The 23,841-nt window shown below is 77.8% G+C and carries 21 protein-coding genes; 7 read left to right on the top strand and 14 right to left on the bottom strand.

Annotated elements, in window-relative coordinates; genetic code table 11:
• Position 1: 1 nt before the first annotated feature.
• The 7 genes from OSB71_RS07320 to OSB71_RS07290 all read right to left on the bottom strand — a co-directional run bounded on the left by OSB71_RS07320 (position 2) and on the right by OSB71_RS07290 (position 6,775).
• The gene (locus OSB71_RS07320) at positions 2-1,630 is read right to left on the bottom strand and encodes a CocE/NonD family hydrolase (protein WP_265945504.1); all 1,629 of its coding nucleotides are present in this window, start codon (positions 1,628-1,630) and stop codon (positions 2-4) included.
• Positions 1,627-2,478, bottom strand: coding sequence for a hypothetical protein (locus OSB71_RS07315; protein ID WP_265945502.1), 852 nt, complete (start codon positions 2,476-2,478; stop codon positions 1,627-1,629). Before OSB71_RS07315 ends, OSB71_RS07320 begins: the two co-directional genes overlap by 4 nt.
• Before the next feature lie 106 nt (positions 2,479-2,584).
• Complete coding sequence (amiA, locus tag OSB71_RS07310) at positions 2,585-2,698, bottom strand: streptamidine family RiPP (RefSeq protein ID WP_265945500.1); 114 nt, start codon at positions 2,696-2,698, stop codon at positions 2,585-2,587.
• Between the two features lie 79 nt (positions 2,699-2,777).
• Positions 2,778-3,593, bottom strand: a complete 816-nt coding sequence (locus OSB71_RS07305; RefSeq protein ID WP_265945498.1) for an ABC transporter ATP-binding protein — start codon at positions 3,591-3,593, stop codon at positions 2,778-2,780.
• A gap of 70 nt (positions 3,594-3,663) precedes the next feature.
• Positions 3,664-4,671 (bottom strand): FecCD family ABC transporter permease, encoded by a 1,008-nt coding sequence (locus tag OSB71_RS07300; protein WP_265945496.1) that lies wholly within the window; start codon positions 4,669-4,671, stop codon positions 3,664-3,666.
• On the bottom strand, positions 4,668-5,795 hold the full coding sequence (locus tag OSB71_RS07295; RefSeq protein WP_265945494.1) for a FecCD family ABC transporter permease: 1,128 nt from the start codon (positions 5,793-5,795) through the stop codon (positions 4,668-4,670). Before OSB71_RS07295 ends, OSB71_RS07300 begins: the two co-directional genes overlap by 4 nt.
• Positions 5,792-6,775, bottom strand: a complete 984-nt coding sequence (locus OSB71_RS07290; RefSeq protein WP_265945492.1) for an ABC transporter substrate-binding protein — start codon at positions 6,773-6,775, stop codon at positions 5,792-5,794. The genes OSB71_RS07295 and OSB71_RS07290 overlap by 4 nt, the downstream gene beginning before the upstream one ends.
• A gap of 144 nt (positions 6,776-6,919) precedes the next feature.
• Between OSB71_RS07290 and OSB71_RS07285 the strand changes: the two genes are divergently transcribed.
• The gene (locus OSB71_RS07285) at positions 6,920-8,137 is read left to right on the top strand and encodes a hypothetical protein (RefSeq protein WP_265945490.1); all 1,218 of its coding nucleotides are present in this window, start codon (positions 6,920-6,922) and stop codon (positions 8,135-8,137) included.
• A gap of 346 nt (positions 8,138-8,483) precedes the next feature.
• Here the strand turns inward: OSB71_RS07285 and OSB71_RS07280 are convergent, their stop codons facing one another.
• The gene (locus OSB71_RS07280; RefSeq protein ID WP_265945488.1) at positions 8,484-8,984 is read right to left on the bottom strand and encodes a helix-turn-helix domain-containing protein; all 501 of its coding nucleotides are present in this window, start codon (positions 8,982-8,984) and stop codon (positions 8,484-8,486) included.
• Positions 8,985-9,328: 344 nt separating this feature from the next.
• Here OSB71_RS07280 and OSB71_RS07275 point away from each other — a divergent pair, with 344 nt between their 5' ends.
• A complete protein-coding gene (locus OSB71_RS07275; RefSeq protein WP_265945487.1) occupies positions 9,329-10,111 on the top strand; it encodes a hypothetical protein in 783 nt (260 codons plus the stop codon).
• Positions 10,112-10,343: 232 nt separating this feature from the next.
• Here the strand turns inward: OSB71_RS07275 and OSB71_RS07270 are convergent, their stop codons facing one another.
• On the bottom strand, positions 10,344-11,168 hold the full coding sequence (locus OSB71_RS07270) for a GntR family transcriptional regulator (RefSeq protein ID WP_265945485.1): 825 nt from the start codon (positions 11,166-11,168) through the stop codon (positions 10,344-10,346).
• Positions 11,169-11,297: 129 nt separating this feature from the next.
• On the opposite strand from OSB71_RS07270, the gene OSB71_RS07265 reads away from it, so the two are divergent.
• Positions 11,298-12,158: a (2Fe-2S)-binding protein gene (locus tag OSB71_RS07265; RefSeq protein ID WP_265945482.1), complete on the top strand. Its 861-nt coding sequence runs from the start codon at positions 11,298-11,300 to the stop codon at positions 12,156-12,158.
• A 142-nt stretch (positions 12,159-12,300) separates the two neighbouring features.
• Positions 12,301-13,278 (top strand): DUF2637 domain-containing protein, encoded by a 978-nt coding sequence (locus OSB71_RS07260; protein WP_265945480.1) that lies wholly within the window; start codon positions 12,301-12,303, stop codon positions 13,276-13,278.
• Positions 13,279-13,639: 361 nt separating this feature from the next.
• On the opposite strand, the gene OSB71_RS07255 is transcribed toward OSB71_RS07260, so the two are convergent.
• The 4 genes from OSB71_RS07255 to OSB71_RS07240 form a co-directional block, all read right to left on the bottom strand.
• On the bottom strand, positions 13,640-15,094 hold the full coding sequence (locus OSB71_RS07255; protein WP_323055253.1) for a DNA-3-methyladenine glycosylase 2 family protein: 1,455 nt from the start codon (positions 15,092-15,094) through the stop codon (positions 13,640-13,642).
• Positions 15,095-15,300: 206 nt separating this feature from the next.
• Entirely contained in the window at positions 15,301-16,380 is a 1,080-nt protein-coding gene (gene rsgA, locus OSB71_RS07250) for a ribosome small subunit-dependent GTPase A (protein ID WP_265945476.1), read from the bottom strand.
• A 436-nt stretch (positions 16,381-16,816) separates the two neighbouring features.
• Positions 16,817-18,883: a SpoIIE family protein phosphatase gene (locus OSB71_RS07245; RefSeq protein WP_265945474.1), complete on the bottom strand. Its 2,067-nt coding sequence runs from the start codon at positions 18,881-18,883 to the stop codon at positions 16,817-16,819.
• 96 nt (positions 18,884-18,979) lie between these two features.
• Positions 18,980-20,089, bottom strand: coding sequence for a YihY/virulence factor BrkB family protein (locus tag OSB71_RS07240; protein ID WP_265945472.1), 1,110 nt, complete (start codon positions 20,087-20,089; stop codon positions 18,980-18,982).
• Positions 20,090-20,215: 126 nt separating this feature from the next.
• Between OSB71_RS07240 and OSB71_RS07235 the strand changes: the two genes are divergently transcribed.
• A complete protein-coding gene (locus tag OSB71_RS07235) occupies positions 20,216-21,874 on the top strand; it encodes an acyl-CoA dehydrogenase family protein (RefSeq protein ID WP_265945470.1) in 1,659 nt (552 codons plus the stop codon).
• 70 nt (positions 21,875-21,944) lie between these two features.
• On the opposite strand, the gene OSB71_RS07230 is transcribed toward OSB71_RS07235, so the two are convergent.
• Positions 21,945-22,541, bottom strand: a complete 597-nt coding sequence (locus OSB71_RS07230; protein WP_265945468.1) for a dihydrofolate reductase family protein — start codon at positions 22,539-22,541, stop codon at positions 21,945-21,947.
• Between the two features lie 267 nt (positions 22,542-22,808).
• Between OSB71_RS07230 and OSB71_RS07225 the strand changes: the two genes are divergently transcribed.
• On the top strand, positions 22,809-23,462 hold the full coding sequence (locus tag OSB71_RS07225) for a GNAT family N-acetyltransferase (protein WP_265945466.1): 654 nt from the start codon (positions 22,809-22,811) through the stop codon (positions 23,460-23,462).
• Between the two features lie 133 nt (positions 23,463-23,595).
• A complete protein-coding gene (locus OSB71_RS24585) occupies positions 23,596-23,679 on the top strand; it encodes a putative leader peptide (protein ID WP_416237213.1) in 84 nt (27 codons plus the stop codon).
• Positions 23,680-23,841: the final 162 nt, after the last annotated feature.

Raw genomic sequence — 23,841 nt, 5'->3', positions numbered from 1 at the left:
CTCATCGGCTGGTCTCCTTCACGGGGTCGATGGCGGCGGTGGGGCGGCACGCGGGGACGACGGGCAGCAGCAGCGCGCCGTGCGCGGGGTGGACGGCGCGCCGGGAGGGGTGCAGGACGGGGGCGGTGACGGGGTCCTCGCCGGTGTGCGGGTTGCGGGCGTGGGCGGGGAAGTGGTGGCCCGCGATCTCCAGGCGCAGCCGGGTGCCCGTGGGCAGCCGCCGGGCGAGGAGCCCGAGGGGCACGGTGACGTCGGCCGGGCGGGCCGGCGTGTCGTGGCGGCGGACGACGCCGGTGGCCAGGGGCCGCGCGACGCCCTCCGGGGTGAGGGCGACGAGCCGGGCGACCCAGTCGGCGCACGGGGTGTCGGCGGTCGCCCGGAGCCGGACGGCGGCGCTGCCGAGCAGGTCCACCGGGCGCGGCAGGGGCGCGCTGACCAGCAGGCAGCGGTCGGCGGGCGCGGGCGGGGCGGGCACGGCCAGGTCGTCGGAGCGCACCGGGCGGCGTGGGTCGGCGGTGAAGTGGCGGCCGGTCAGCAGCCGCAGGCCGCCGGGGCGGGCGAAGCGGTAGGCGGTGGGCGCGCGCTCCGGCGCGAGCGCGGTGGCCGGGAGCCACAGCGGGCTGCCGGCGAGCGCGAGGGCGGCGCGGGGCGCGGCGCCCAGGTTCCCGGTGAGCGCGGCGCGGGCCCACCGCGCGTACAGCTCACCCAGGGGCAGCCGGTGGGACGGCGCCGCGTCGGCGGCCGGATCGGCGGTCAGGCCGTGGCCCCAGGGGCCCAGGAGCAGCCGGGCCGGGGCGCCGGTCCAGCGCCGCCACAGCGCCAGGGTGTCGGCCAGGAACGGGTCGTGGGCGCCGCCGACGGCCAGCAGCGGCACCCGGGCGGCGGGGGCCCGGTCGGTCAGGCGGCCGCGCGGCGGCCGCGCCCACAGGGCGGGCCAGGACGGCAGCGCGCGGCCCAGGCGCGCAGGGAGGGCGGACAGGGGCAGGTGGTGCAGCAGCCGGGGGTCGGCGGCCAGGGCGCGTTCGAGGGCGCCGGGGTCGCTGTCCGGCCGGTCGCCGTGGGCGGCCCACCAGCCCGCGCGCGCCCACAGCCGCTCCGGGCCGGAGGGCTCGCGCGCGGTCTCGGCGGCGCCGAGCGCGGGCACGGCGGCCAGCACGGCGTCGGGGACGCCGTCCTCGCCGCCCGCGCCACCGGGGGCACCGTCCGCGCCACCGGGGGCACCGTCCGCGTCACCGGGGGCGCCGCCCGGGGCGGCCGCCAGGGCCGGGGCGAGGGCGCAGTGGGCGGCGTAGGAGGCGCCCGCCGCGACCAGGCGGCCGTCGCTCCAGGGCTGCGCGCGCACCCAGCGGACGGCGCTCGCGCCGTCGGCGGCCTCGCCGTGGTAGGGCCGCCAGGCGCCGGGCGAGCCGTGCCGGCCGCGGACGTCCTGGGCCAGCGCGGCGAAGCCCCGGCGCGCCCAGCCGCGCAGTTCGGCGTGGTGGGCCCGGCGGTCGTAGGGGGTGCGCACGAGCACGGCGGGGTGCGGGCCCGCGGTGGCGGGCAGGCACACGTCGGTGGCCAGCGGGGTGCCGTCCGGGGCGGGGACGCTGACGGTGTGCACGGGTGCCCTCGCGGGGCCGGGGCCGGTCATGCGCGGGTCACCGGGCGGGCGGGGAGCGGCGGGGCCACGGGCGGCACCGGCAGGACGGGGTGCTCGCTGACGGAGAGGGTGCGCAGGTCCAGGCGGCGCAGCCGGCGGGCGGCGGGCAGGGTGCCGGGGAGCGGACCGAGGTGGCCGGTGGCCCAGGCGGCGAGGTCGGCGGCGAGCAGCGCGGCGGCGCAGGCGGCGGCCGGCGCGGTGAGCGGGACGGGGGCTCCCGTGGTGCGGTGACCGCTCCAGTAGGCGGCCAGTTCGCGGTGGGCGGCGGTCGCGGCCAGACGCCGGGCGCGCACGTGCGCGGCGGTCACGTCGCCCGGTGCGGCGGCCGGGGGCTCCAACCAGAGCTGGTGGCCCTCGCGGTGGCAGCGCAGCCAGGCGACGCCACGATCGGGCAGGGCGTCGGCCTCGTCCCACAGCCCGTCGGGCACGGGGTCCGCCAGGCACCACACGACGGCGGCGGCCCGGGTGGTGGCCACGTCCGCCGGCGTCCCGGGGCGGGGCGCGGCGCCGGCCGCGGTCAGGCAGGCGGCCAGGGGCTCGGTCAGCGCGGGGTCGCCGAGCAGCAGCACGGGGCGGCGGTCCGCCGGCCAGTCGGGGCCGGAGGCGGGCGCGGGCGCGGGGACCAGGTGGCCGGCGGCCTCGAAGGCCGCGAGCAGGTGGGCGACGGCGGGCTCGGCCGGGGTGCCGGGCGGAGTGCCGGCGAGGCGGGCGAGCAGGTCGGGGACGTCCGCCGCGCCGGTGTCGATCCGGAGGAAGTCGCCGTCGGCGGTGCGCAGCGCGAGCTGCCCGCCGGGCACGGCGACGACCTCCACGCCGGGTGCCAGCGTGCTGCGCGTCATGACGGTGTCTCCTTCGAAGGGGCGCGGGTGGGCGGTGGGACGTGGCGGAGGGGGGCGGGCGGGGGCCCGGCCGGCGCTGCCGCGACCGGCCGGGCCCTGCGGGGACTTACTCCTCGGTGTCGTCGAAGGGGTTCTCGACGAGCGCGTTGGAGTGGGACGCCGAGGCGTGGGCGAGCTGGCCGGGGTCCGCGATCGGCGTGAAGACCTTCTCCTGCTCCATGGCAATTCCTCCTGAGAGACGGGTAACTGATGCGACATCCGTTCGGGTGCCGCACACCGACACTAGTTGGAAATGATTGTCATGTGCTAGTCGGCAGAGGGTGATCCGGGTAACACACCGGCCAGCCGCCCTCGGGGTCCCGGCCCACGCGCCCGGCCACGTCCAGCACCCCGGCCAGCAGTTCGGGCGTGACGACGTCCTTCGGCGCGCCGTCCGCCACCACCCGCCCGGCGCGCAGCGCGACGATCCGCTCGGCGAACCGGGCGGCGTGCCCGAGGTCGTGCAGCACCATCACCACCGTCAGCCCGCGCTCGGCCCGCAGCCGCACGACCGTCTGCAACACCTCGAGCTGGTGGTGCAGGTCGAGGTACGTCGTCGGCTCGTCCAGCAGCAGGACGCGGGTGTCCTGGGCCAGCGCCATGGCCAGCCGCACCCGCTGCCGCTCGCCCCCCGAGAGCGCGTCCACCGGCCGGTCGGTCCAGTCCTCGACCCCGGTGTCGCACAGGGCGCGCCGCACGGCCGCGTCGTCGCCGTCGCGCAGCATGCCCAGCGGCCCGCGCTGGGCGTAGCGGCCCTGCCGCACGAGCTGGCGCACCGTCATGCCCGGGACCGGGGGCGCCGACTGGTGCAGCAGCGCGACCCGGCGCGCGGCGGCGCGGCGTCCCATGCGCGCCAGGTCGGCGCCCCCCAGCAGCACCCGGCCCCGGTCGGGCCGGATCACCCCGGCGAGCAGCCGCAGCAGGGTCGACTTGCCGCAGCCGTTGAGGCCGATGAGCGCGGTCAGCTCCCCGGGGCCGACGCCGAGGTCGACGCCGTGGAGCACCGGCCGCCCCGGGTACCCGAAGTGGACGTCCGCCACGTGCAGGCCGGGCGGATCGGTGGGTTGCGTCGTCACCCTCGTGACACCTTCCTCTGGTTCCCCTTGGTCACCACTGGTCCCACTGGTTCTCCGTGGGCCTGTGGTCTCAAAACGATCGGGCCGGGGTGCGGCGCACCACGACGAGCAGCAGGACGGCGCCCAGGCAGGTGGTGAGCGCGCCGACCGGCAGCGTCAGGCGCGCGGCGTCCAGCACGAGCGAGAGCCACCGCGACAGCCCCTGCGCGGCCGCGTCGGCCCCGCACACCACGGCCGCGCCGCACAGCGCCGCGCCGGGCAGGGCGCGCCGCAGGTCGGCGCCGAACAGGGCGACGGCCAGGTGCGGCACGAGCAGGCCGACGAAGCCGAGCGCGCCCACGGCCGAGACCGCGCCGGCCGTCAGGGCCACCGCGCACAGCAGCGCCAGCGCGCGGGCGCGCCGGGGGGCCAGCCCCGCGGCGGCGGCCGGTCCGTCCCCGAGCCGCAGGAGGGTCAGCGGGCCGGACAGCAGCCAGGCGGCCACCCCCCACAGCAGCGCCCACGGCCACAGCAGGTGCCAGTGGGCCCACACCCGGCCCTCGGTGCTGCCGATGAGCCACTGCACGACGCTGCCCAGCTCCCCCGGGGCGACGAGCAGCACCATGGCCGTCAGACCGCCGAGCACGGCGCTGACCAGGACGCCGTGGACGGCCGTCCCGGCCGGGTCGCCGCGCTCACGGCCCGCGAGCAGCCACAGCAGCCCGGCCCCGGCGAACCCGCCGGCGCAGGCCGCCACGACGACGGCGGCCGGTGACTGCCAGCTCGCCAGGCCGAGTCCGGTCGCGCTCACCGCGCCCAGCACCGCGCCCGGGGTGACGCCGGTGACCTCGGGCCCGGACAGCGGGTTGCGCAGCGCCGACTGGAGCACCAGCCCGGCCACCCCGAGGGCCGCGCCCGCGACGAGGGCGACCAGCAGCCGCGGCACGCGCAGGTGCAGCACGACGTGCCGCGCGGTCTCCCCTCCCCCGCCGGTCAGCACCTCCAGCACGGTGCCCGGCGCCAGCGCCCGGCCCGCGACCAGGTCCGCGGCGGCCGCGAGCACGACGACCGCGGCGAGCACGAGGAGCCGCCCGCTCACGACGCCACCTCCGGAGCCGCCGCACCGTGCCCCGTCGCCGCGCCGTGCCCCGCGGCCGCGGCGCCGTCCCGGGGCGCCGGGTCCCCGGTCCCGGGTGCCGCCGCGCCGTCCGGGGGACGGCGACGCCCGGCGCGGCGCGGGGTGTGCGGGCCGCGCCGGGCCCTGAGCAGCGCCACACCCGCCGGGACGCCCAGCAGCGCGGTCCACGCGCCGACCGGGGTCTCCACCGGGCCCAGCGCGAGGCGGGCCGGTACGTCGGCGACGGCCACCACGCAGGCGCCCCACCCCGCGGCCCACGGCAGCCGGCCGACGGCGTCCGCCGCGGGCAGCAGCCGCCGGGCCAGGTGGGGCGCGAGGAAGCCGACCCAGGCCACGGGGCCGCAGACGGCGACGACGGGGGCGATGAGCACCACCGCGACGGCCAGCGCCGCGAGCCGGGCGCGGCGGGTGCGCACGCCCAGCGCCTCGGCGTCGTCGTCCCCCAGGCGCAGGACGGACAGCACCGGGGCGCACAGCACGAGGGCGGGCAGCGCCACCACCAGCCACGGGCCCAGTCCGGTGACGTCGGACCAGGTGCGCGCGGCGAGCGAGCCCAGCAGGTAGCGGTAGATGACCTGGAGGTCGAGCTGGTCGGCCAGCACCATGAGCACCAGCAGCGCCGCCTGGAGCGCCGCGGAGACGGCGGCGCCGGTCAGCAGCACCGCGGACGGGCTGCGGCCGAACCCGGCGGCGAGCAGGGTCAGCACCCCGCCCGCGGCGGCCCCGGCGAGCGCCAGCAGCGGCGCCACGGCCGCGGGGAGGGTGAGCGCGAGCACCAGCGGGGCGGCGACGCCGAGCGCGGCGCCGGAGGAGACGCCCAGCATCTCGGGGACGGCGAGGTCGTTGCGCAGGGCTTCCTGGAGCACCAGCCCGGCGGCGCCCAGGCAGGCCCCGGCGAGCAGTGCCAGCACCAGTCGGGGCAGCCGCAGTTCGCCGACGACGACACCGGCGAGCCCGTCCCCGCCGTCCAGCAGCACGCCGGGCAGCTCGGTGGGCGCGACCACGGGGGTGCCCAGGCAGAGCGTGGCGAGCGCGGCGGCGGTGAGCAGGCCGCCCAGCGCGAGCAGGTGGCGGCGGTGGCTCACCGCAGGGCTGCCGTGGCCTGGTCGAGCACCAGGGACAGGGAGCGGGTGCCGCGGCCCTTGGCCCACACCTCGGAGTCGACCTCGTGGACGTCGCCGTTGCGGACGGCGGGGATGCGGTTCCACAGCGGGTTGGCGGCGAGCGTTTCGGAGAGGGCGCCGGTGTCGTCGCCGAAGGAGAGCGTCTCCACGAAGAGCACGTCCACGTCCCTGGCGAGGATCTCCTCCATGCTGTAAGTGCCCGACACCCCGCGCGACTCCCAGGGGTAGTCGGCGATCTTCGGGAAGAGCCCGGCCGCCACGTCGGTGCCGGGGGTGGCGACGCCGAAGTTCTCGTCGCTGCCGTAGATGATCAGCGCCGTCCTGTCGCTGGGCGTGCGCTCGGCGGCGGCGAGCGCGGTGCGGAAGGCGCGCTCGGCCCGCTCGCCCTGCTCGGTGCGGCCGGTCAGGGCGGCGAGGTCGCGCAGGTAGGCGACGCTGTCGCGCCAGGTGCCCGGCTGGACGGGCCAGAAGGTGGTGGCCCCCTCCAGCGCGGGGGCGAGCTTGCCGTGGGTGTCCTCCAGGCCGATGACCAGGTCCGGCTCGTGGGCGAGCACCGACTCGACCTCGGGCGCGAGGAAGCCACCGGGGACGACGGGTATCCCGGCGGCCCGGTCGGGGCCGAGGAAGTCGGGATGGGCCGCGAGCGCGCTGTTGGTGGCGGCGGGGGTGAGCCCCAGCTCGATCAGCATGTCGTCGCACAGGGCCACCAGGCAGACCACGCGCCGGGGCTCCTCGGGCGTGGTGACGGTGACGCCCCGGACGTCGGTGATCTCGCGGGCGGGCTCGATCGGTTCGACGGTGACCTCCGTGGTGTCCGCGGGGCCGCCGTCGGCCCGTGCGTCGTCCACGGGGTCGGCGGTGGCGCCGCACCCGGTCAGCAGGGCCCCCAGGACCGCCGCGGCGAGCCACCGGCGTGCGGTGCGGATCGGTGAACGCGTCATCGGCGCCCTTCCGTTCTTCACGTGCCGGGGCGGTGGATGCGGTGCGCGGAGGGCGGCCCCGGGCGCCCACGCGGACCGCAGACTACACATGATAATCATTTTCCACACAGCCCACCGACCCCGTCACGCCCCTGGAGGCACCCGATGACCCCTGAGCCGCTGCTGCTCGTCGCCGACCATGTGACGGGCGGGATCGAGGTGTTCGCCGTGCCCGGCGGGACGCGGGTGGCGCGGCTGCCCGGGCCCCGGGTCAGCGAGCACGCCGGCTTCCTGGCGCTGCCCGGCGGCCGGGTGGCCTGCGTGGACGAGGCGGCCGGGGAACTCCTCGTCCTGGACCCGTCCGCGGCCCTGGCCGGCGGCCCGCTGGTGGCGGCCACCGCGCCCGTCGCGGTGCCCGGCGAGCACCTGGCCGCCGACGCGACCGGGGAGCGGATCGCCGTCACCACCGGCGTCGGGGAGCGCGCGGAGCCCTGGAGCGACCTGGTGACCGCCGTCGACCTGCGGGCCGGTGCGGCCACGGCGGTGCGCGCCCGCACCGGGGAGCCGGGGGTGACGGTCGTGGGCGCGGGCGCCGCGGCGCTGGTGCTGCTGCGGCAGCGCGAACCGGGCGAGCTGGCCCTCTACCGGCACGCCGGACTGCTGGCCGCCGGCCCCGGCCACCCGCGCGCCGTCCCCCTGGCGCGGCTGCCGCTGCCGGACGACGGACACGGCGACGCCCACGACCCCGCCACCGGGCTGGTGTTCGCCGCGACGGGCGAGGGCGTGTACCGCGCGCGGGTCCGCGGTACCGCGCTCCTCCCGGAGCCGCCGCTGCCCTGGCGGGGCGCGGGGCGCGGCTACTTCCTGCGCCTGGACCCGGGGCGCCGCCTGCTGTGGTCCTGCCTGCGCGGCGGCCCGGGCGACCCGGCGCGCTGGCCGGAGTGGACCAACACCGCCTGGTGCCACGGGCTGGACTCCGGCCGCACCGCGCTGGTCGACCTCGGCCCCGGGCTGGTGTTCCGCATGGCACTCGCCCGCGGCGCGGCGGCCTTCACCCGCGTCCACCCCGACGGGGACGAGCTGCTCCTGCTCGATCCCGCGCGCCCCCGGGTGGCCGCCCGTACGCCGCTGGAGCCGATGAGCGGGGCCCCGCGCCGGGGCGGCACGCCGTGGGACGGCGTCCAGCGCCGCGCCGTGGCGGCGTCACCGGGGGCCGACTGGGTGGCCGTCAGCCGCGGCGGCCACGGCGAGGTGCTGATCGTCGACGCCCGGACGGGACGCCCGGGCACGGTGTTGCGGACGAGAACACCGCTGCCGGAGGGCGGCCGACTGGCGATGGTCAGCGCCGGGGACCGCGGCCACGAGGACGCCGTGGGACGGTGAACGGCCGGAGCCCGCACGGGAGACGGGCCCGGACACGCGAAGGCCCGCCCGGTGCGACGGGGGATGCACACCGGGCGGGCACAGCTCATTTCTACCGCATGGACCCCGCTTCGCGCAGCCCGCGCCCCCGTGAACGGCCCGATTGCGGCACCTCATCAGCGATTTCCAGCCACGCATCGGGGCGGGGCGGCCCGGAAAGCGGAACGGTCGCAGGGCGTGCGCCGGGGAGCAGGACGGCGCCGGACCGGCCTGCCGCCCGGCGCCGCCCTGGTCGCAGGCGGCCCAGACCCCCGTGCAGGGCCACCTCGTCGCGAGGCGTGACGTTCACTGGCCGTCCTCCCGGCCGTCACGCCTCCCCTGGCGGGCGGTCACCGCCCGGCTCGGGTGGTTCCAGGGGCAAATTCATGTGCTGTCGAAACTGGCCGATAATCGCGGTCAGGCTGTCCTGGACCTCGGGGGGCAGGCCGACCGAGCGCAGGGCGATCCGGCGCACCCGCTGGTCGCGCATGGCCGCGAGGAAGCGGACCTCCTCCTCCACGTAGGCGGCCTGACGCTCCGACAGGTCTCCGAGCAGGTAGCCCACCGGCACGCCGAAGAACCGCGCGAGCGCCCGCAGCACGTCCGAACTGGGGTTGGCCCGGCGCCCGTTGCGGAGCATGGACAGGTACTGCTCGGTGAGCCGTACGCCGCCGTACTCGCCGGGGCTGCCGCTGATGGCGTCGGCGACGTGGGCGTTGGTGTACGGGGCGCCCGCCGGGTGCATGGTGGCGAACAGGTAGCCGAGCCGCTGGGCGAGCGTCCCGCCGGCGGCCCCGCCCGCGGACTCCGCGTCCTCGCCCGCCGCCATGGCCACCGCCCTTCCCGCCTCTCGTGCGCCCCGCCTCACGAGCAGTTAAGCCACGTGGCGCGTTCGGCGCGTCGTCCCCCGCATCCTGCCACGGGAGAGACGGAATCACTAGATCCGGTCACCACCGGAACACGCGTACCGGGCTTAACGGCTGGTTGATGCGGTGCCAGTGCGGCCGCACGGGCGACGGCGAGGGTTTGTGAAGGCTTTCACACCGCCCTCTTGGCTCGATGCGCCCTTCCGTGCTGTGATCGATGCCACCCGGCTCACCCGGGATTCTTCCGGCTCACCTGCACAACCGGCTCGATGACGCGCTTGGGGAGGGCACTGTGGCGGAGTCCGCCATGTCTCGTTCGGTACGGCTGGACCACGGGGAGGGCGGCGACGACGGCGGTCCGCTGCACCACGCCGTGTGGCGGCTGCGCTCGCGGGGCTGCTGGGAGGACGCTGCCGCGCTGCTCGCCCCGCACGCCGCGGACGACGCCGCCGCGGCGGTGCGCCGGGCGGGCCTGCTGGTGGAGCGCTGCATGTTCACCGCCGCGGGCTGGGCCGAGGCCGAGGACGCGCTGCGCGCCGCCGAGGCGCTCGCGGTGGACGACACGCTGCGCGGGGCCGCCGCGTGCGAGCGCGGCCACCTGGCGTACGCGGCGACGGTGCTGGGCGTGCGCGACCGCGCCGACGAGGCCCGCTCCGCACTGGGCCGCGCGGCGGCGCTGCTGCCCCCGGCCTCCCCGGGCCGCGCCGTCCTGGACTTCCGCCGCGGGCTGCTGGCCGAGCACCTGGCCGACACCCCGCAGGCCGTGCAGGCCGCCAAGGCCGCCTACCGGCGGGCGCACGCCGGGGCCACGGCGCACGGTGACGCGCTGCTGTGCTCCTTCACCTGGCGGCACCTGGCCGGCCTCGCGCTGCGCGCGGGCGAGCTGACCGAGGCGCGGCACGGGTTCACCGAGTCCCTGCGGCTGCGCGAGGAGCTGGGCTTCCTGGTGGGGATGGCACCGGCGCTGGCCGCCCTGGCCGACGTCCAGCCGGACCCGGAGGCCGGGCGGCTGCGGGCCGAGGCGCAGCGCCTCTTCCGTCTCCTGGGCGGCGTCCCCACCTGGCTGGCACCCCACCTGGCGGCAGCCTGACGTCACCTGACGTCACCTGAAGCCGCCCCCGCCCGCGCACGGCGCCCCGCGCCGGGACGGCCTGGCGCCACCGCCGCCACCGCCGCACGCGGAGTCCGTACGGCGCACCCGGGCCGCCCGCGGCGCCCCCGGGGGCCGGGGCGCGGCGCACGCGGGGCGGGCCGCACACGGCACGCCGGGGCGCGCCGGAACCGCGCCGCCCCGGCGCGGGGCCGGGGTGCGGGGGCGGGCGTCAGCCTGCCAGGTGCCGACGCAGGAGCCGCTCGACACCGGCCACGTCGCCCTCGCCCAGCGCGTCGACGAGGGCCACGTGCTCGTGTGCCGCGGTGCGCAGCTCGGCGAGCGGACGGGCCCCGCCGCCCCGGCGCCGCAGCTCCGTGGCGATCCGCACGAGCTGCCCGTTCCCGGCCGGTTCCAGCAGCGCCGCGTGGAAGGCGCGGTCGGCCTCGGCGAACCCGGCGCGGTCCCCGCGCGCGGCGTGCGCGACGGTGGCCTCGGCCAGCGGGCGCAGGGCCTGCCAGTGCTCTCTCGGCACCGTGCGGGCCAGCCGCAGCAGTGGCGGGACTTCCAGCAGGGCACGGACCTCGGCCAGTTCCGCGCGGTCGCTCACGGAGTGCTCGGCGACGCGGAACCCCCGGTTGGGCACGGTCTCCACCGCGCCCTCCCCGGCGAGCTGCTGCATCGCCTCGCGCACCGGCGTGGGCGAGACGCCGAAGCGCTCGGCGAGGGCCGGGGCGGAGTAGACCTGGCCGGGGGCCAGCTCGCCGCTGTGCAGCTTCTCACGCAGCGCGCTGAGCACCTGGCCCCGCACCGAGTGGCGCTGGGGCGTGCGGCGGGCGCCGGACCGGGGCGGCTCACCGTGCACGCGCTCGCCCCGGGCCGCCTGGGCCGGTCCGGCTGCCGGGGCGGGCGGGTCCGGCGCCCCGGCCCGGCCGGGCTGACCGGGCCGACTGGGCCGACTGGACTGACCGGACTGACCGGGAAGGCCCGGGGCGGCGGTGCGGACGGGCGGGCGGGCGGAAGCCGTTATCTCCGAGTCCGATCGGGTACGCGCCATGTGCCCGCTCCTGTCCGCGCCGGGTGTCCGAAGAGCACCATAGGCGGAGAGTGCCGGAGATCAAACCTCCCGAAGACCGGGTAAGGTTAGGCTTACCTGCCAACGATCGTGGAATCGGGAACCGTTCTCATGGCCGTCACCACCCTGGTACGAGCACCGCAGCCACCGACCGCGGAGTCGCCGCTCGCGGCCGCCTACGCGCGGCTGGGCGAGGTGCTCCCGGGGTTGCGGATCAGCGAGGTCGGCGCCGGCTCCCCGCTGCCCAGGGGCGAGGGCTGGGCGCACGCCACCGAGCTCGCGGCGGGCGGCGCCGTGCTGGACGCCTTCCTCACCTGGGACGCGGAGCAGGTGCGCGGCGACTACGGCACCGAAGCCCGCCCCGACGTCATCGCCTCCTTCGGCCTGCACCGCTACGCCTGGCCCGCGACGCTGCTCATCACGATCCCCTACTTCCTGCTGCGCCGGGTGCCGCGCTTCCCGGTGGACGCGGTGGCCTTCCACCGTGCCACCGGCCGGCTGGCGGTGCGGCCGGCCGGATACGCCTGCCTGCCCGACGACCCCGCCGCGTCCTTGCCCGGTGCCGAGGTGGTGCCGCACGAGGAGGCGCTGCGCGCGGCCGTGCGCGCGGCGGTCGCCGAGCACCTGGCGCCGGTGTTGGAGGGCTTCGGCCCCCGGATGCGGCGCGGCCCGCGCGCGCTGTGGGGGGCGGCGTCGGACGAGATCACCGAGGGTCTGTGGTACGTCGGCGGCCTGCTCGGCGAGGAGCGGCGGGCCATCAAGGAGGCGGAGCTGCTGCTGCCCGGCTCCACCGCGCCCTACCCGCGCGGCGCCGGGTTCCGCGAGCTGACGGCCCCCGACGGCACGGTGCTGCCCACCCGGGACCGGGCGAGCTGCTGCCTGTTCTACACCCTGCGCCCCCGGGAGACCTGCGTCACCTGCCCGCGCACCTGCGACGCCGAGCGGGTCGAGCGGCTGACCGCGCCCCGCTGACACGTTCGACCCTCCGGGCGTCCACCGGCCCCGGCGCCCCCGTTGCGGTGGGCGGTATGCGAACTCGCCCGTGCGCCTGTGCGGTTCGGCCAGTATGCTCCGCGAGCGGCCGAACGGCCGCACACGGCACGAGGGGCAGCGGATGGAACTGACGGACGGATCGCTGAGTTGGGTGGTGGCGGGCGCGGTCATGCTCGCCGGACTCGTCGGCGCGCTGGTACTCATGGCGCGGGGCCGCGGGTCCGGTGCCGCCGAGGACGCCGCGCCGACCGACTCCTGGGAGCGGATGGAGGAGCGGCGGCGGCGCAAGGAGGCCGTCTACGCCACCGCCTCGTACCTGCTGCTCTTCTGCTGCGCGGGCGTCGCCGCCGCACTCTCCTTCCACGGGCTCGTCGGCTTCGGACGCCAGAACCTCAACCTCTCGGGCGGCTGGGAGTACCTGGTGCCCTTCGGCCTGGACGGCGCCGCGATGTTCTCCGCCGTCATCGCCGTGCGCGAGGCCAGCCACGGTGACGCCTCGGTGGGCTCGCGGCTGCTGGTGTGGGTCTTCGCGGGGGCCGCCGCCTGGTTCAACTGGGTGCACGCGCCCCGGGGCGTCGACCACGCGGGCGCCCCGCACTTCTTCGCCGGCATGTCGATCTCGGCGGCGATCCTCTTCGACCGCGCGCTCAAGCAGACCCGCAAGGCCGCCCTGCGCGAACAGGGCCTGGTGCCGCGCCCGTTGCCGCAGATCCGGGTGGTGCGCTGGCTGCGGGCCCCGCGCGAGACGTTCCGCGCCTGGTCGCTGATGCTGCTGGAGGGTGTGCGCACGCTGGACGAGGCCGTCGACGAGGTGCGCGAGGACCGGCGCCGGCGGGAGCAGGAGCGCTCCCGGCAGCGGGAGCAGCGCAAGCTGGAGCGGGTCCGGCTGAAGGCGCTCGCCCGTGGTGGCGCCGCGCCCGCCCCGGCCGTGCTCCCCGAGGCGGACGTGGACGTCTCGGTGGAGGTGGACAAGCCCGTCCGCGTCCGGCCCGCGCTCGGTCGCTCCGAGGGCGGCGACCAGGCCGACCTGGGGACGGCCCGGCCCCGGCTGGACACCCTGGAGGAGAAGCTCGCCGCGATCGAGAAGCAGTTCGGCTGACGCGCGGCGCCGGACACCCCGCGCAGGCGCCGGCGCCGCCCGGCCCGACGCGGCGTCCGGGGCCGAGGCGGGCTCCGGACTGAGGTGAGCTCCGGACTGACGTGACGGCCCGACGGACACGCCACCCGGCCTGACGCGCCGCCCGCAGTGACACGACGGCCGCAGTGACACGACGGCCGCACTGACACGACGGCCGCACTGACACGACGGCCGGACTGGCGCACCACCGCGCCGGTGGCCGCGTCGACCGGTGCCGTGGCGCGGAGTCGGCCGCCGGTCGGACGGGACGGCGTGCGCCTCCCCCGGCCCCGCCCCACGCCCGTCGCTTGCCGCCCGGCCGCCGGGGCGCGGGCCGCGCGGCTCAGCCCGCCGCCGCCCGCCACAGGTGGTGCACGGCGTAGGAGCGCCATGGCCGCCACCGGGCGGCGAGTTCGCGCCCCGCGCGCGGACCGTCGGCCGGGGCACCGAGCGCGGCCAGGCCGTGCCGGACGCCCGCGTCGCCGAGCAGGAAGACGTCCGGGTCGCCCAGCGCCCGCATCCGCACGTACCCGGCCGTCCACGGGCCCACCCCGCGCAGCGCGAGCAGTTCCGCCTCGGCCGCGTCCCGGTCGGCGCCCGGGTCGAGGCGCACGGCGCCGTCGGCGAGCGCGGCCATCACCGTGCGCAGCGCGGCACGGCGGGCGCCGGGCATGCCCAGCTCCGCCAGGCTCGCCCCGGCGAGGGTGCCGGGGTCGGGGAACAGGTGGGTGAGGGCGCCGTCGGGGGCGGGCAGCGGCTTGCCGTAGGCCGTCACCAGGCGCCCGGCCAGGGTGCGCGCGGCCCCGATGGTGACCTGCTGGCCGAGCACCGCGCGGGCGGCCAGCTCCGGCCCGTCGGCGGCGCCGGGCGAGCGCAGGCCGGGGTGGGCGGTGACGCGTGGGCCGAGCACCGGGTCGTCGGCCAGCCGCTCGGCGACGGCGCCGGGGTCGGCGTCCAGGTCGAACAGGCGCCGCAGCCGCTGCACGGCGGTGGCCAGGTCGCGCAGGTCGGCCAGGCGCAGGCGGCACGGGAGCCAGCCGGGCCCGCCGCGCTCGCCCACCTCGGCGACGGCGTGCGCGTGCGGCAGGGCCAGCGTCCTGCGGTACCGGCGCTCCCCGGGCTCCCCGGTCACCTCCTCCACGCCGGGGACGGCCCGCGGCGCGAGGAAGTCGAAGACGCCGCGCGCGTCGTAGGGGCCGCGGTGGGCGAGCCGGAGTGCCACCCCGTCGCCGTCGTGCGGGAGTCGGGACGCGCCCCGCAGGGCGGAGGGGCTCGCGGCGTACACCGCGCGCACGGTGTCGTTGAACTGGCGGACGCTGGCGAACCCGGCGGCGAAGGCGACCTCGGTGACCGGGAGTCCCGTGGTCTGCAGCAGCACCCGGGCGGTGTGGGCGCGCCGGGCGCGGGCCAGGGCCAGGGGGCCCGCGCCGAGCTCGGCCGTGAGCTGGCGCTGCACCTGGCGCGGGCTGTAGCCGAGCCGGGCGGCCAGGCCCGCGACCCCCTCGCGGTCCACGACGCCGTCGCCGATCATGCGCACGGCGCGGGCGACCGCGTCGGCGCGGGCGTCCCACTCCGCCGAGCCGGGCACGGTGTCGGGGCGGCAGCGGCGGCAGGCCCGGTAGCCCGCGCCCTGGGCGGCGGCGGCCGAGGCGTAGAAGGCGACGTTGCGCCGCAGGGGGGTCTGCGCGGGGCAACTGGGGCGGCAGTAGATGCCCGTCGTCCGGACGGCGGTGAAGAACACCCCGTCGAACCGGCCGTCCCGGCTGCGGACCGCCTCGTACCTGCTGTCGTCGTCCATCACCCCTCCAGTCTGCGCCGCCGCCCGGACCGGTACCGGCGGAATTCGGACACGGCCGTCAGCAGGCAGGGCACCGCCGCCGCGGACAGCGCGCCGGGCCCGGCGGCCGTGGAGCCCAGCGCGTACCCGGCGAAGGCCGGCACCGAGACGATCTCGCGGTGCCGAAGCCCGCGACGGATGCCGCCGTGGCCCGCGCCGGGTCGCCGTCAGCGCAGCCGGCCGCGTTTGCGCTCCATCGCGTGGCGGCCCTCCTGCTGGCGCCGCTTGAACTCCTTGCGCTGCTCGGCGCGCAGGCGGGCGTCGGTGCGCGCGGCCAGCCGGGCGCTCTCCCGCTGGAGCTTGCCGTAGCTCTCCCAGCGGCGGTGCGGCAGCGAGCCGTCCGCGAGCGCCGCCAGCACCGCGCAGCCGGGCTCGGACCGGTGGCCGCAGTCGGGGAAGCGGCAGCGCGCCACCAGGGCCTCGACGTCGGTGAACGCCTGCTCCACGCCCGCGTCGGCGTCCCACAGGCCGACGCCGCGCAGGCCCGGCGTGTCGATGAGCACGCCGCCGCCGGGCAGCGGGAACAGCTCGCGGTGCGTGGTGGTGTGCCGCCCCTTGCCGTCCCGGTCCCGGGTCGCCCGCACGGCACTGGCCTCCTCGCCCAGCAGCGCGTTGACCAGCGTGGACTTGCCGGCCCCCGAGACGCCGAGCAGGACGCCGGTGCGGCCGCGCAGCCGCTGGGCGAGCTCCGCGGTGCCGGTGCCGGCCACGGCGCTGAGCGTGAGCACGTCCACGCCGGGTACGGCGGCCGCGGCGTCGTCGTACAGGTGCGTCACGTCGGGCACCAGGTCGGCTTTGGTGAGGGCGAGCAGCGGCTGCGCACCGCTGGCCCAGGCCAGCGCGGCGAACCGCTCCAGCCTGCCGAGGTCCAGCTCGACGGCGAGCGAGACGGCGATGATCGCGACGTCGACGTTGGCGGCGAGCACCTGGCCGTCGGAGCGCTTGGAGGAGGTGGAGCGCAGGAACGCCGTGCGGCGCGGGAGCAGGGCGTGCACGAGCGGGCCGGTGGGCCCGTCGGCGAGGACGGCCCAGTCACCGGTGCAGGGCTGGGCGGTGGGGTCGGTGCCGGGGGCCGGGCCGGTGTCGGCGCGGACGGTGCCGTCGCCGGTGGCGGCCAGGCAGCGGCCGCCGCGGTCGACGCGCAGGATGCGGGCGGGACGGAACCCGGCGGCGGCGTGGGGGGCGTAGCCGCGCTCGGCGTGCTCGTCCCAGCCGTAGCGGAGCAGGGGGGTGTGCGGCGTGTGCAAGGTGGGTGACCCTTCGGCGGCGGGTCGTCGGCCGTTGGCGCTGGGCGCCGGTGTCAGCCGAGGACCGCGGGAACAGGAGTGGGGGAAGCGGTACGGAAGCGGGAAACGACGGTCATCGCGCTTCACCTCCTGTCGGGTCACCGGCGCGGCCCCGTCGGCCGCGCCGTGCGGCACGGTAGTCCCGCTCGGGGACGGCCCGCCACGGGTTTTTCCCGGCGGCCCGGCGCGGCGGGCGCCGTGCGGCACGACCGGCCAAGCGGCGCGGCCGGACAGCCGGGCGCCACGGCCAGGCGCCACGGCCAGGCGCCACGGCCAGGCGCACGGCCAAGCGGCGCGGCCGGGCGCACGACCGGGCGGCACGACGGGCGCACGACCGGGCGGCACGACGGGCGCACGACCGGGCGGCACGGCGGGGGCGGCGCGCCCGAGCACCCGGTCAGGTCAGCGGGCAGACGAACTCGCACCACACGCACTTGCCGGTGCCGCGGGGGTCGACGCCCCAGACGTCGGCCAGGCGGTCCACCAGCAGCATGCCGCGCCCGGTGACCCCGATGTCCTCGTCGGCGCCCAGCTCGGGCTGGTCGGCGGAGGTGTCCTCGACCTCCACGCGCACCCGCCGGTCCGCGCCGTCCAGCAGGCGGAAGGTGACCACGGCGCCGCCGTCGGTGTGCCGCAGGGCGTTCACCGTCAGCTCCTGGGTGGCCAGCTCCACCGCGTCCGCGCACCGGTCGGCGTTCCAGGCGCGCGCCGCCGCGCGGGCCGCCTGCCGCACGCCCGCGACCGCGCGCAGGTCACCGGCGGCGACGTGCCGGCGCAGGCGGCGCCCGGGCCGCGGCCCGGGGGCGGTGTCCCGGCGCAGCAGGACGAGGGCGATGTCGTCGGCCCCGGCGTGGTCGCCGGGCAGCTCGCACAGCCGGTCCGCGAGCGGGCCCAGCTCCCCGGGGCCGTGGGCGGCCGCCCGCAGCAGCGCGCGCACGCCCTCGTCCAGGTCGGCGCCCGGCCGCTCGACCAGGCCGTCGGTGAACATCAGCAGCGTCTCCCCCACCTCCAGTTCGACGGAGGTGACGGGGAAGTCGAGCGCGGCCAGGTGGGGCAGCCCGAGCGGGAGTGCGCCGGCGACCGGCAGCGGGCGCGCGGTGCCGTCGCGGCGCAGCAGCACCGGGTCCAGGTGGCCGGCGCGCACCAGGCGCAGCCAGCCGCTGGCGGGGTCGGCCTCGGCGTACAGGCAGGTGGCGAAGCGGTCGGTGTCCAGGTCGTGCAGGAACGTGGAGGCGCGGGCGAGCACGGTGGGGGCGGTGTGGCCCTCGGCGGCGTAGGCGCGCAGCACGATGCGGAGCTGGCCCATCACGGCCGCGGCGTGCGTGTCGTGGCCCTGCACGTCGCCGATGACGGCGGCGACGCGGCCGCCGGGCAGGGGGATGACGTCGTACCAGTCGCCGCCGATGTCGCGGCCCTGGCGGGCCGGGCGGTAGCTGACCTCGGTGCGCAGCCCGGGCACGGCGGGGATGGTGTGCGGGAGCATGAAGCGCTGGAGGCTCTCGGCCAGCTCCAGCTCCTGCTCGTAGAGCATGGCCCGCTGCAGGCTCTGCGCGATGGTGCTGGCCAGGGCCGTCAGCAGGGTCTGCTCGCTGGGCGGGAAGGTGTGCTTGTCGCGGAAGAGCAGCCCGAGGGCGCCCAGGGCCCGGCCCTGCGCGATCAGCGGCAGGTAGGCGGCGGCGGACGCGCCGAGCGGGGCGACGTAGGGCCACAGCAGCGGGTACCGGGAGGCGAACTCGCGCTGGGAGACGAAGAAGCGCGCGGTCATGGTGCGCACGACCTCGCTCATCGGGAAGTCGGCGTCCAGCCGGGTGTACTCCAGCTCCGGCACCAGGCTGGCGGTGCGGCCCTCGGCCATCTGCCGGATGTGGTGGTCTTCGACCAGGCCCATCATGAGGCTGACGGCGCCCAGCCGGCCCAGGCCCCGCGCGCTCTCCAGCACGTCGATCACGTCGCGCACGGTGCGGGCGTGGGCGAGGGCGGCCGTGGTCTCCTCCACGACGCCGGCCTCGCGGGTGCGCTCGGTGTCGAAGGCGAGCCGGTCGGTGACGTGGCGCAGCTCGTCGGTGGCGTCGCGGACGATGCCGACGACCCGGTGCGGACGCCCGGAGGGGTCGCGCCGGATGTGCCCCTGGGCGTGGGTCCAGCGCGGCGTGCCGTCCCGGCGGCGGATGCGGAAGTAGACGCCGAAGGTGGTACGGCCGTCCTTCATCGCCTGGGAGACCAGCGTGTCGAGCCGGACCGACTCCTCGGACGGCAGCCGGACGCCGAGCGACCCGGGGTGCTCGTCGTACTCCTGGGGCCGCAGGTCCCACACGGCCAGGCCGGGGGCGTCCAGGTGCAGCACCCCGCGGTCCAGGTCCCAGTCGAAGGTGCCCGTGCCGTTGAGGGCGAGCGTGGTGGCGGGGTCGGCGGGCCAGTCCCGGGGCGCGGCGGGCGTCCCGGGTGCCGCTCCTTGCGTGTCCATGCCGCACCCCCGGCCGGAAGGCGATCCCCTTCACTGTGGCACTGTTCGGCCGGAACTTCGAGCGGGCGGGGGCCGCCCGGGCCACGCGCCGGGCGGTCAGCTCCTGGGGTGGCCCTTCAGGCGGGAGCGCAGGTCGTCCGGCGGCAGGAAGCGGGCCCAGCGCTCGGGGAACTCGGCCGGGCCCGGCGGGCCCGGCCCGTCGTCGTCATCGCCGTCATCGTCGTCCTCCAGGCCCTCGTCGCCGTCGTCGCCCCCGGCGCGGCGGCGGGCCTCGGCCGCGGCGACCAGGGCCGCGGCGTCCTCCTCGCGCTGCCGGTCGCGGGCCCGGCGGGCGGCGGCGGTGGCCAGCGAGGGCCACACCCGGTCGACGGCGGCGTTGACGGCGGCCCCCACCAGGACGGCGAACGCGGAGATGAAGATCCACAGCAGCACCGCCACCGGCGCGGCCAGCGAGCCGTAGATCGTCGGGCCCTCCACCTGGCTGGCCAGGTACAGGCGCAGCAGGAAGCTCCCGCCCACCCACATCAGCAGCGCGACCAGTGCCCCGGGGATGTCCTCGCGCCAGGGCGAGCGCACCGGCACCGAGACGTGGAACAGCGTCGTCAGGAAGGCCACCGACAGCAGCAGCACCGTCGGCCAGTAGAAGACGCGCACCAGCAGCGCGGCCTGCGGCACCCAGCCGATCACCGTGTCCGGTCCGACGACCAGCAGCGGCAGTGCCACCGCCCCCAGCGGCAGCGCGACGACGTACAGCACGAAGGCCAGCAGCCGGGTCTTGACGATGCCGCGGTGCCCGTCCAGCCCGTACATCACGGTGATGGTGTCGATGAAGACGTTGACGGCGCGCGAGCCGGACCACAGCGCGAGGGCGAAACCGAAGGAGATGATGTCGGGCCGCCCGCCCTCGATCACGTCGTCCAGGAGCGGCGCGGCGATGTCGTTGACGCCGCGCTCGGACAGGACGGTGGCGGTCGCGTCGAGGATGTTGGCGCGCACCGAGTCGATGGTGTCGGTGCCGATCCAGGCGTCCAGGTAGCCCAGCAGGCCGATGAGGCCGAGCAGCAGCGGCGGCAGGGAGAGCAGGGTGAAGAACGCCGCCTCGGCCGCGAGCCCCACGACTCGGTACTCCATGCAGGAGTTGACCGTGTCCTTCAGCAGCAGCCAGGCCAGCCGCTTCTTGGGCACGTTCCGGTACAGCCGGCTCATTCTGCTTTGCCGCCCGGCTCGGTGGCGGGGGGACGTTCGCACTGCTCGCACCCGCCCAACGTATCCGGCCCCGGGCCCGCGCCACGCACCGGTGACGCCCGGCGGCCCCGGCCCTACGGTGGGCCCATGCCCTCGCCGACGCCGCACGCCACGCACGCCGTCACCAACCAGCCGCCGCCGCTGGTGGACTACGACGTCTACACCACCGACGCCGCGCTCACCGAGGCCGTGGCCCGGCACGTCGCGCCCGAGCGGGCGGCCGAGGTCCACGCGGAGCTGGCCGCGCTGGGCCGGGCGGCCGGATCGGCGCCGGTCCGCGAGGCGGGCGCGCTGGCCAACGAGCACCCGCCTCGGCTGCGCACGCACGACCGCTACGGGCACCGGGTGGACGAGGTGGACTTCCACCCGGCCTGGCACGACCTGCTGCGGCAGGCGGTGGCGGCCGGGCTCACCGACGCCTGGTCGCGACCGGAGGGACACCTGCGGCGGGCGGCGGGCTTCCTGGTGTGGAGCCAGGCGGAGGCCGGGCACGGCTGCCCGGTGTCCATGACGCACGCGGCGGTGCCCGCGCTGCGCGCCGAACCGGCGGTGGCCGCGGTGTGGGAGCCGCTGCTGACCTCGCGCGCCTACGCCCCGGGCCTGCGCCCGGCCGGCGACAAGGGCGGGGCGCTCGCCGGGATGGGCATGACCGAGAAGCAGGGCGGCTCGGACGTGCGGGCGGGCACCACGCGCGCCGAACCGCTGGCCGAGGAGGGCTGCTACGCGCTCACCGGGCACAAGTGGTTCTGCTCGGCGCCCATGTCGGACGTCTTCCTGGTGCTCGCGCGGGCGCCCGGCGGTCCGACGTGCTTCCTGGTGCCGCGCGTCCTCGCGGACGGCACCCGCAACACCTTCCTCATCCAGCGGCTGAAGGACAAGCTGGGCAACCGCTCCAACGCCTCGGCCGAGGTGGAGTTCGACGGCTCCACCGTCGCCCGGCGCGTGGGCGACGAGGGCCGCGGGGTGGCCACGATCATCGAGATGGTCGCCGCGACCCGGCTGGACTGCGTGCTCGGCTCGGCCGCGCTCATGCGGCAGGCGGTGGCGCAGGCCGTCCACCACACCACGCACCGGTCGGCGTTCGGCGGGCCGCTGGTGGACCAGCCGCTGATGCGCACCGTGCTGGCGGACCTGGCGCTGGAGTCGGAGGCGGCCACCGCACTCGGGCTGCGGCTGGCGGCCGCCTACGACGCGGCGGAGGCGGGCGCGCCGGGTGAGCGGCTGCTGCTGCGGCTGGCGGTGCCCGCGGCGAAGTACTGGGTGACCAAGCGGTGCGCCCCGGCGGTCGGCGAGGCGCTGGAGTGCCTGGGCGGCAACGGCTACGTGGAGGAGTCCGGCATGCCCCGGCTGCTGCGGGAGGCGCCGCTGAACTCCATCTGGGAGGGGTCGGGCAACGTCCAGGCGCTGGACGTGCTGCGGGCGCTGCGGCGCGAGCCCGGGGCGCTGGACGCGTACCTGGGCGAAGTGGGCGCGGCGCGCGGCGCGGACCGCCGGCTGGACGCGGCCGTGGGGGAGCTGCTCGTCGAGCTCGCCGACCTCGACGGCGCGCAGGCCCGCGCCCGGCGCCTGGTGGAGCGGCTGGCGCTGGTCCTCCAGGGCGCGCTGCTGGTGCGCCACGCGCCGCCCGCCGTGGCCGACGCGTTCTGCGCCTCCCGGCTGGGCGGCGACTGGGGGGCGGCGTTCGGCACGCTGCCGGCCGCTCTCGACCTGCGGTCGGTCGTCGCCCGCGCGGCGGTGGACCGGTGAGCGCCCGCGCCGGTGCCGCGACCGGCGTGACCGCGCGGCCCCGGCGCCCGCGCGGCGCTCACCGGCCGGCTCACCCCCGGGCGGCCGGGCGGTAGACGCACACCAGGGTCCCGGCCGCGTTGGCGGCGGTGGAGACCAGTTCCAGGGTGCGCAAGGCCCCGTCCTCGGGGAAGATCCGCTTGCCCCCGCCGAGCAGCACCGGCATGACCAGCAGCCGCATCTCGTCCACCAGGTCCTCGGCGAGCAGCGTGCGCGCGAGGGCGGAGCTGCCCATGACCACCAGGTCCCCGCCCTCGGCGGCGCGCAGCTCCCGCACCCGGGCGACGGCCCCGGCCCCGGGGATCACGGTGGTGTTCCGCCACGTCGGCCCGGCCTCGTCCAGAGTGCTGGAGACGACGTACTTGGGCAGCGCGTTCATCCGGTCGGCGAACGGGTCGCCGGCCCGCTCCGGCCAGGCCGCGGCCATCGTCGCCCAGGTGCGCCGGCCGAACAGCAGGGCCTCGGCGTCGCCCAGCGTCTCGTCGAAGGCGCCGCCGACGACCTGGTCGTCGAAGAACGGCCCCGTCCAGCCACCGTGCGCGAAGCCGCCGTCGGTGTCCTCTTCCGGGCCGCCGGGGGCCTGCACGACGCCGTCCAGGCTCATGAAGTCCACGATCACGATGCGCATGGGTCCGTTCCTCTCTCCTCACCGAAGGGCTACGGCGGGACAGACGTGCGCGCCGCCGGAAAGTCATCGCACCACACGGAGCACCGGCGCGGACGGGAACGCCCGGACGGACCGGCACGGCACCGGGACCGGGCGCCCGGCGGGGTGGGGATCGCGGGCGGGCGGCGCGGGACCGGCGGCGGGCGGGGCGCGGCGGGCGGCGGACGGGCCGGCGGGGGGTGCGGTGGGCCGCGCCGGGGCGCGCGGCGGGTGTGGTGGGATGGCGGCATGCACGGCTTCCCCGACCCCGCCGCCACCGCCGCCCCCACCGCCCCCACCGACGCGACCGACGCCCCCGGCACCGTCAGCGTCACCACCTGGTCGCTGGAGCAGACGTCACCGCACGACCTCACCCCAGTCCACGGAGTGGACACCCGTCCCGGAGTGCGGATCGAGCGGGCCGAGGTGCCCAGCCCGGAGTTCAGCCGGTTCCTCTACACGGCCGTGGGCGGCGACGTCACCTGGACGGACCGGCTCGGCTGGGACCGCGCCCGCTGGCAGGCGTTTCTGGAGCGGCCGGGCACCGAGACGTGGGTGGCGTGGGAACGCGGCACCCCGGCGGGCTTCATGGAGCTGGACGCCCAGCCCGAGGGCGTCGTGGAGATCAGCTACTTCGGCCTGCTCCCGGCCTTCCGCGGCCGCGGCATCGGCGGGCGGCTGCTGACCGCGGGCACCGCCCGCGCCTGGGACCTGGCCCTTCGCTGGCCGCACCGGGAGCCGACCCGGCGGGTGTGGCTGCACACCTGCTCCCAGGACGGTCCGCACGCCCTGCACACCTACCGGCGGCACGGCTTCCGCGTCTTCGCCACCAGGACCGAAAGGGAGCCCCACGTTCCGCCTCCCGGGCCGTGGCCGGGGGCCCACGGTCCGCACGACCGCTGAGCAGCCGGTAAACCTCCCCCACCCGGACACCCGGGTGTGACGCGCGCCACACCTGTCCGTAGAGTGGGACGCGAATGTCCGCACTCTGGATTACGGTGGACTGAGTCTCCCACCGCGTGCCACGCTTCTGCCCATGTCCAGAGCTGGGAACGCCTTGGTGAGTCGGCGCCACGTCGACCTCGGTCGCATGTCCAGCGCCATCTGTCCGGCGGGCTGACAGTCACAGCACCAACGCCACGCCGACGTACGCCGCCCCCGCCGACGCGGGCGGCGGCCGCACCCCCCCCCGAACCCCCGCCACGCGGCCGCGAGGCCGTGTGCCGTCGTGCCCGGACGCCCGCACGCGGGCGCCCCGGCGGCCTCCCGCACGGGAGGTGAC

It is taken from the genome of Streptomyces marinisediminis (genome assembly GCF_026262575.1).
GTDB classification, from domain to species: domain Bacteria; phylum Actinomycetota; class Actinomycetes; order Streptomycetales; family Streptomycetaceae; genus Streptomyces; species Streptomyces marinisediminis.
This window is presented reverse-complemented; position numbering and strand designations above follow the sequence as displayed.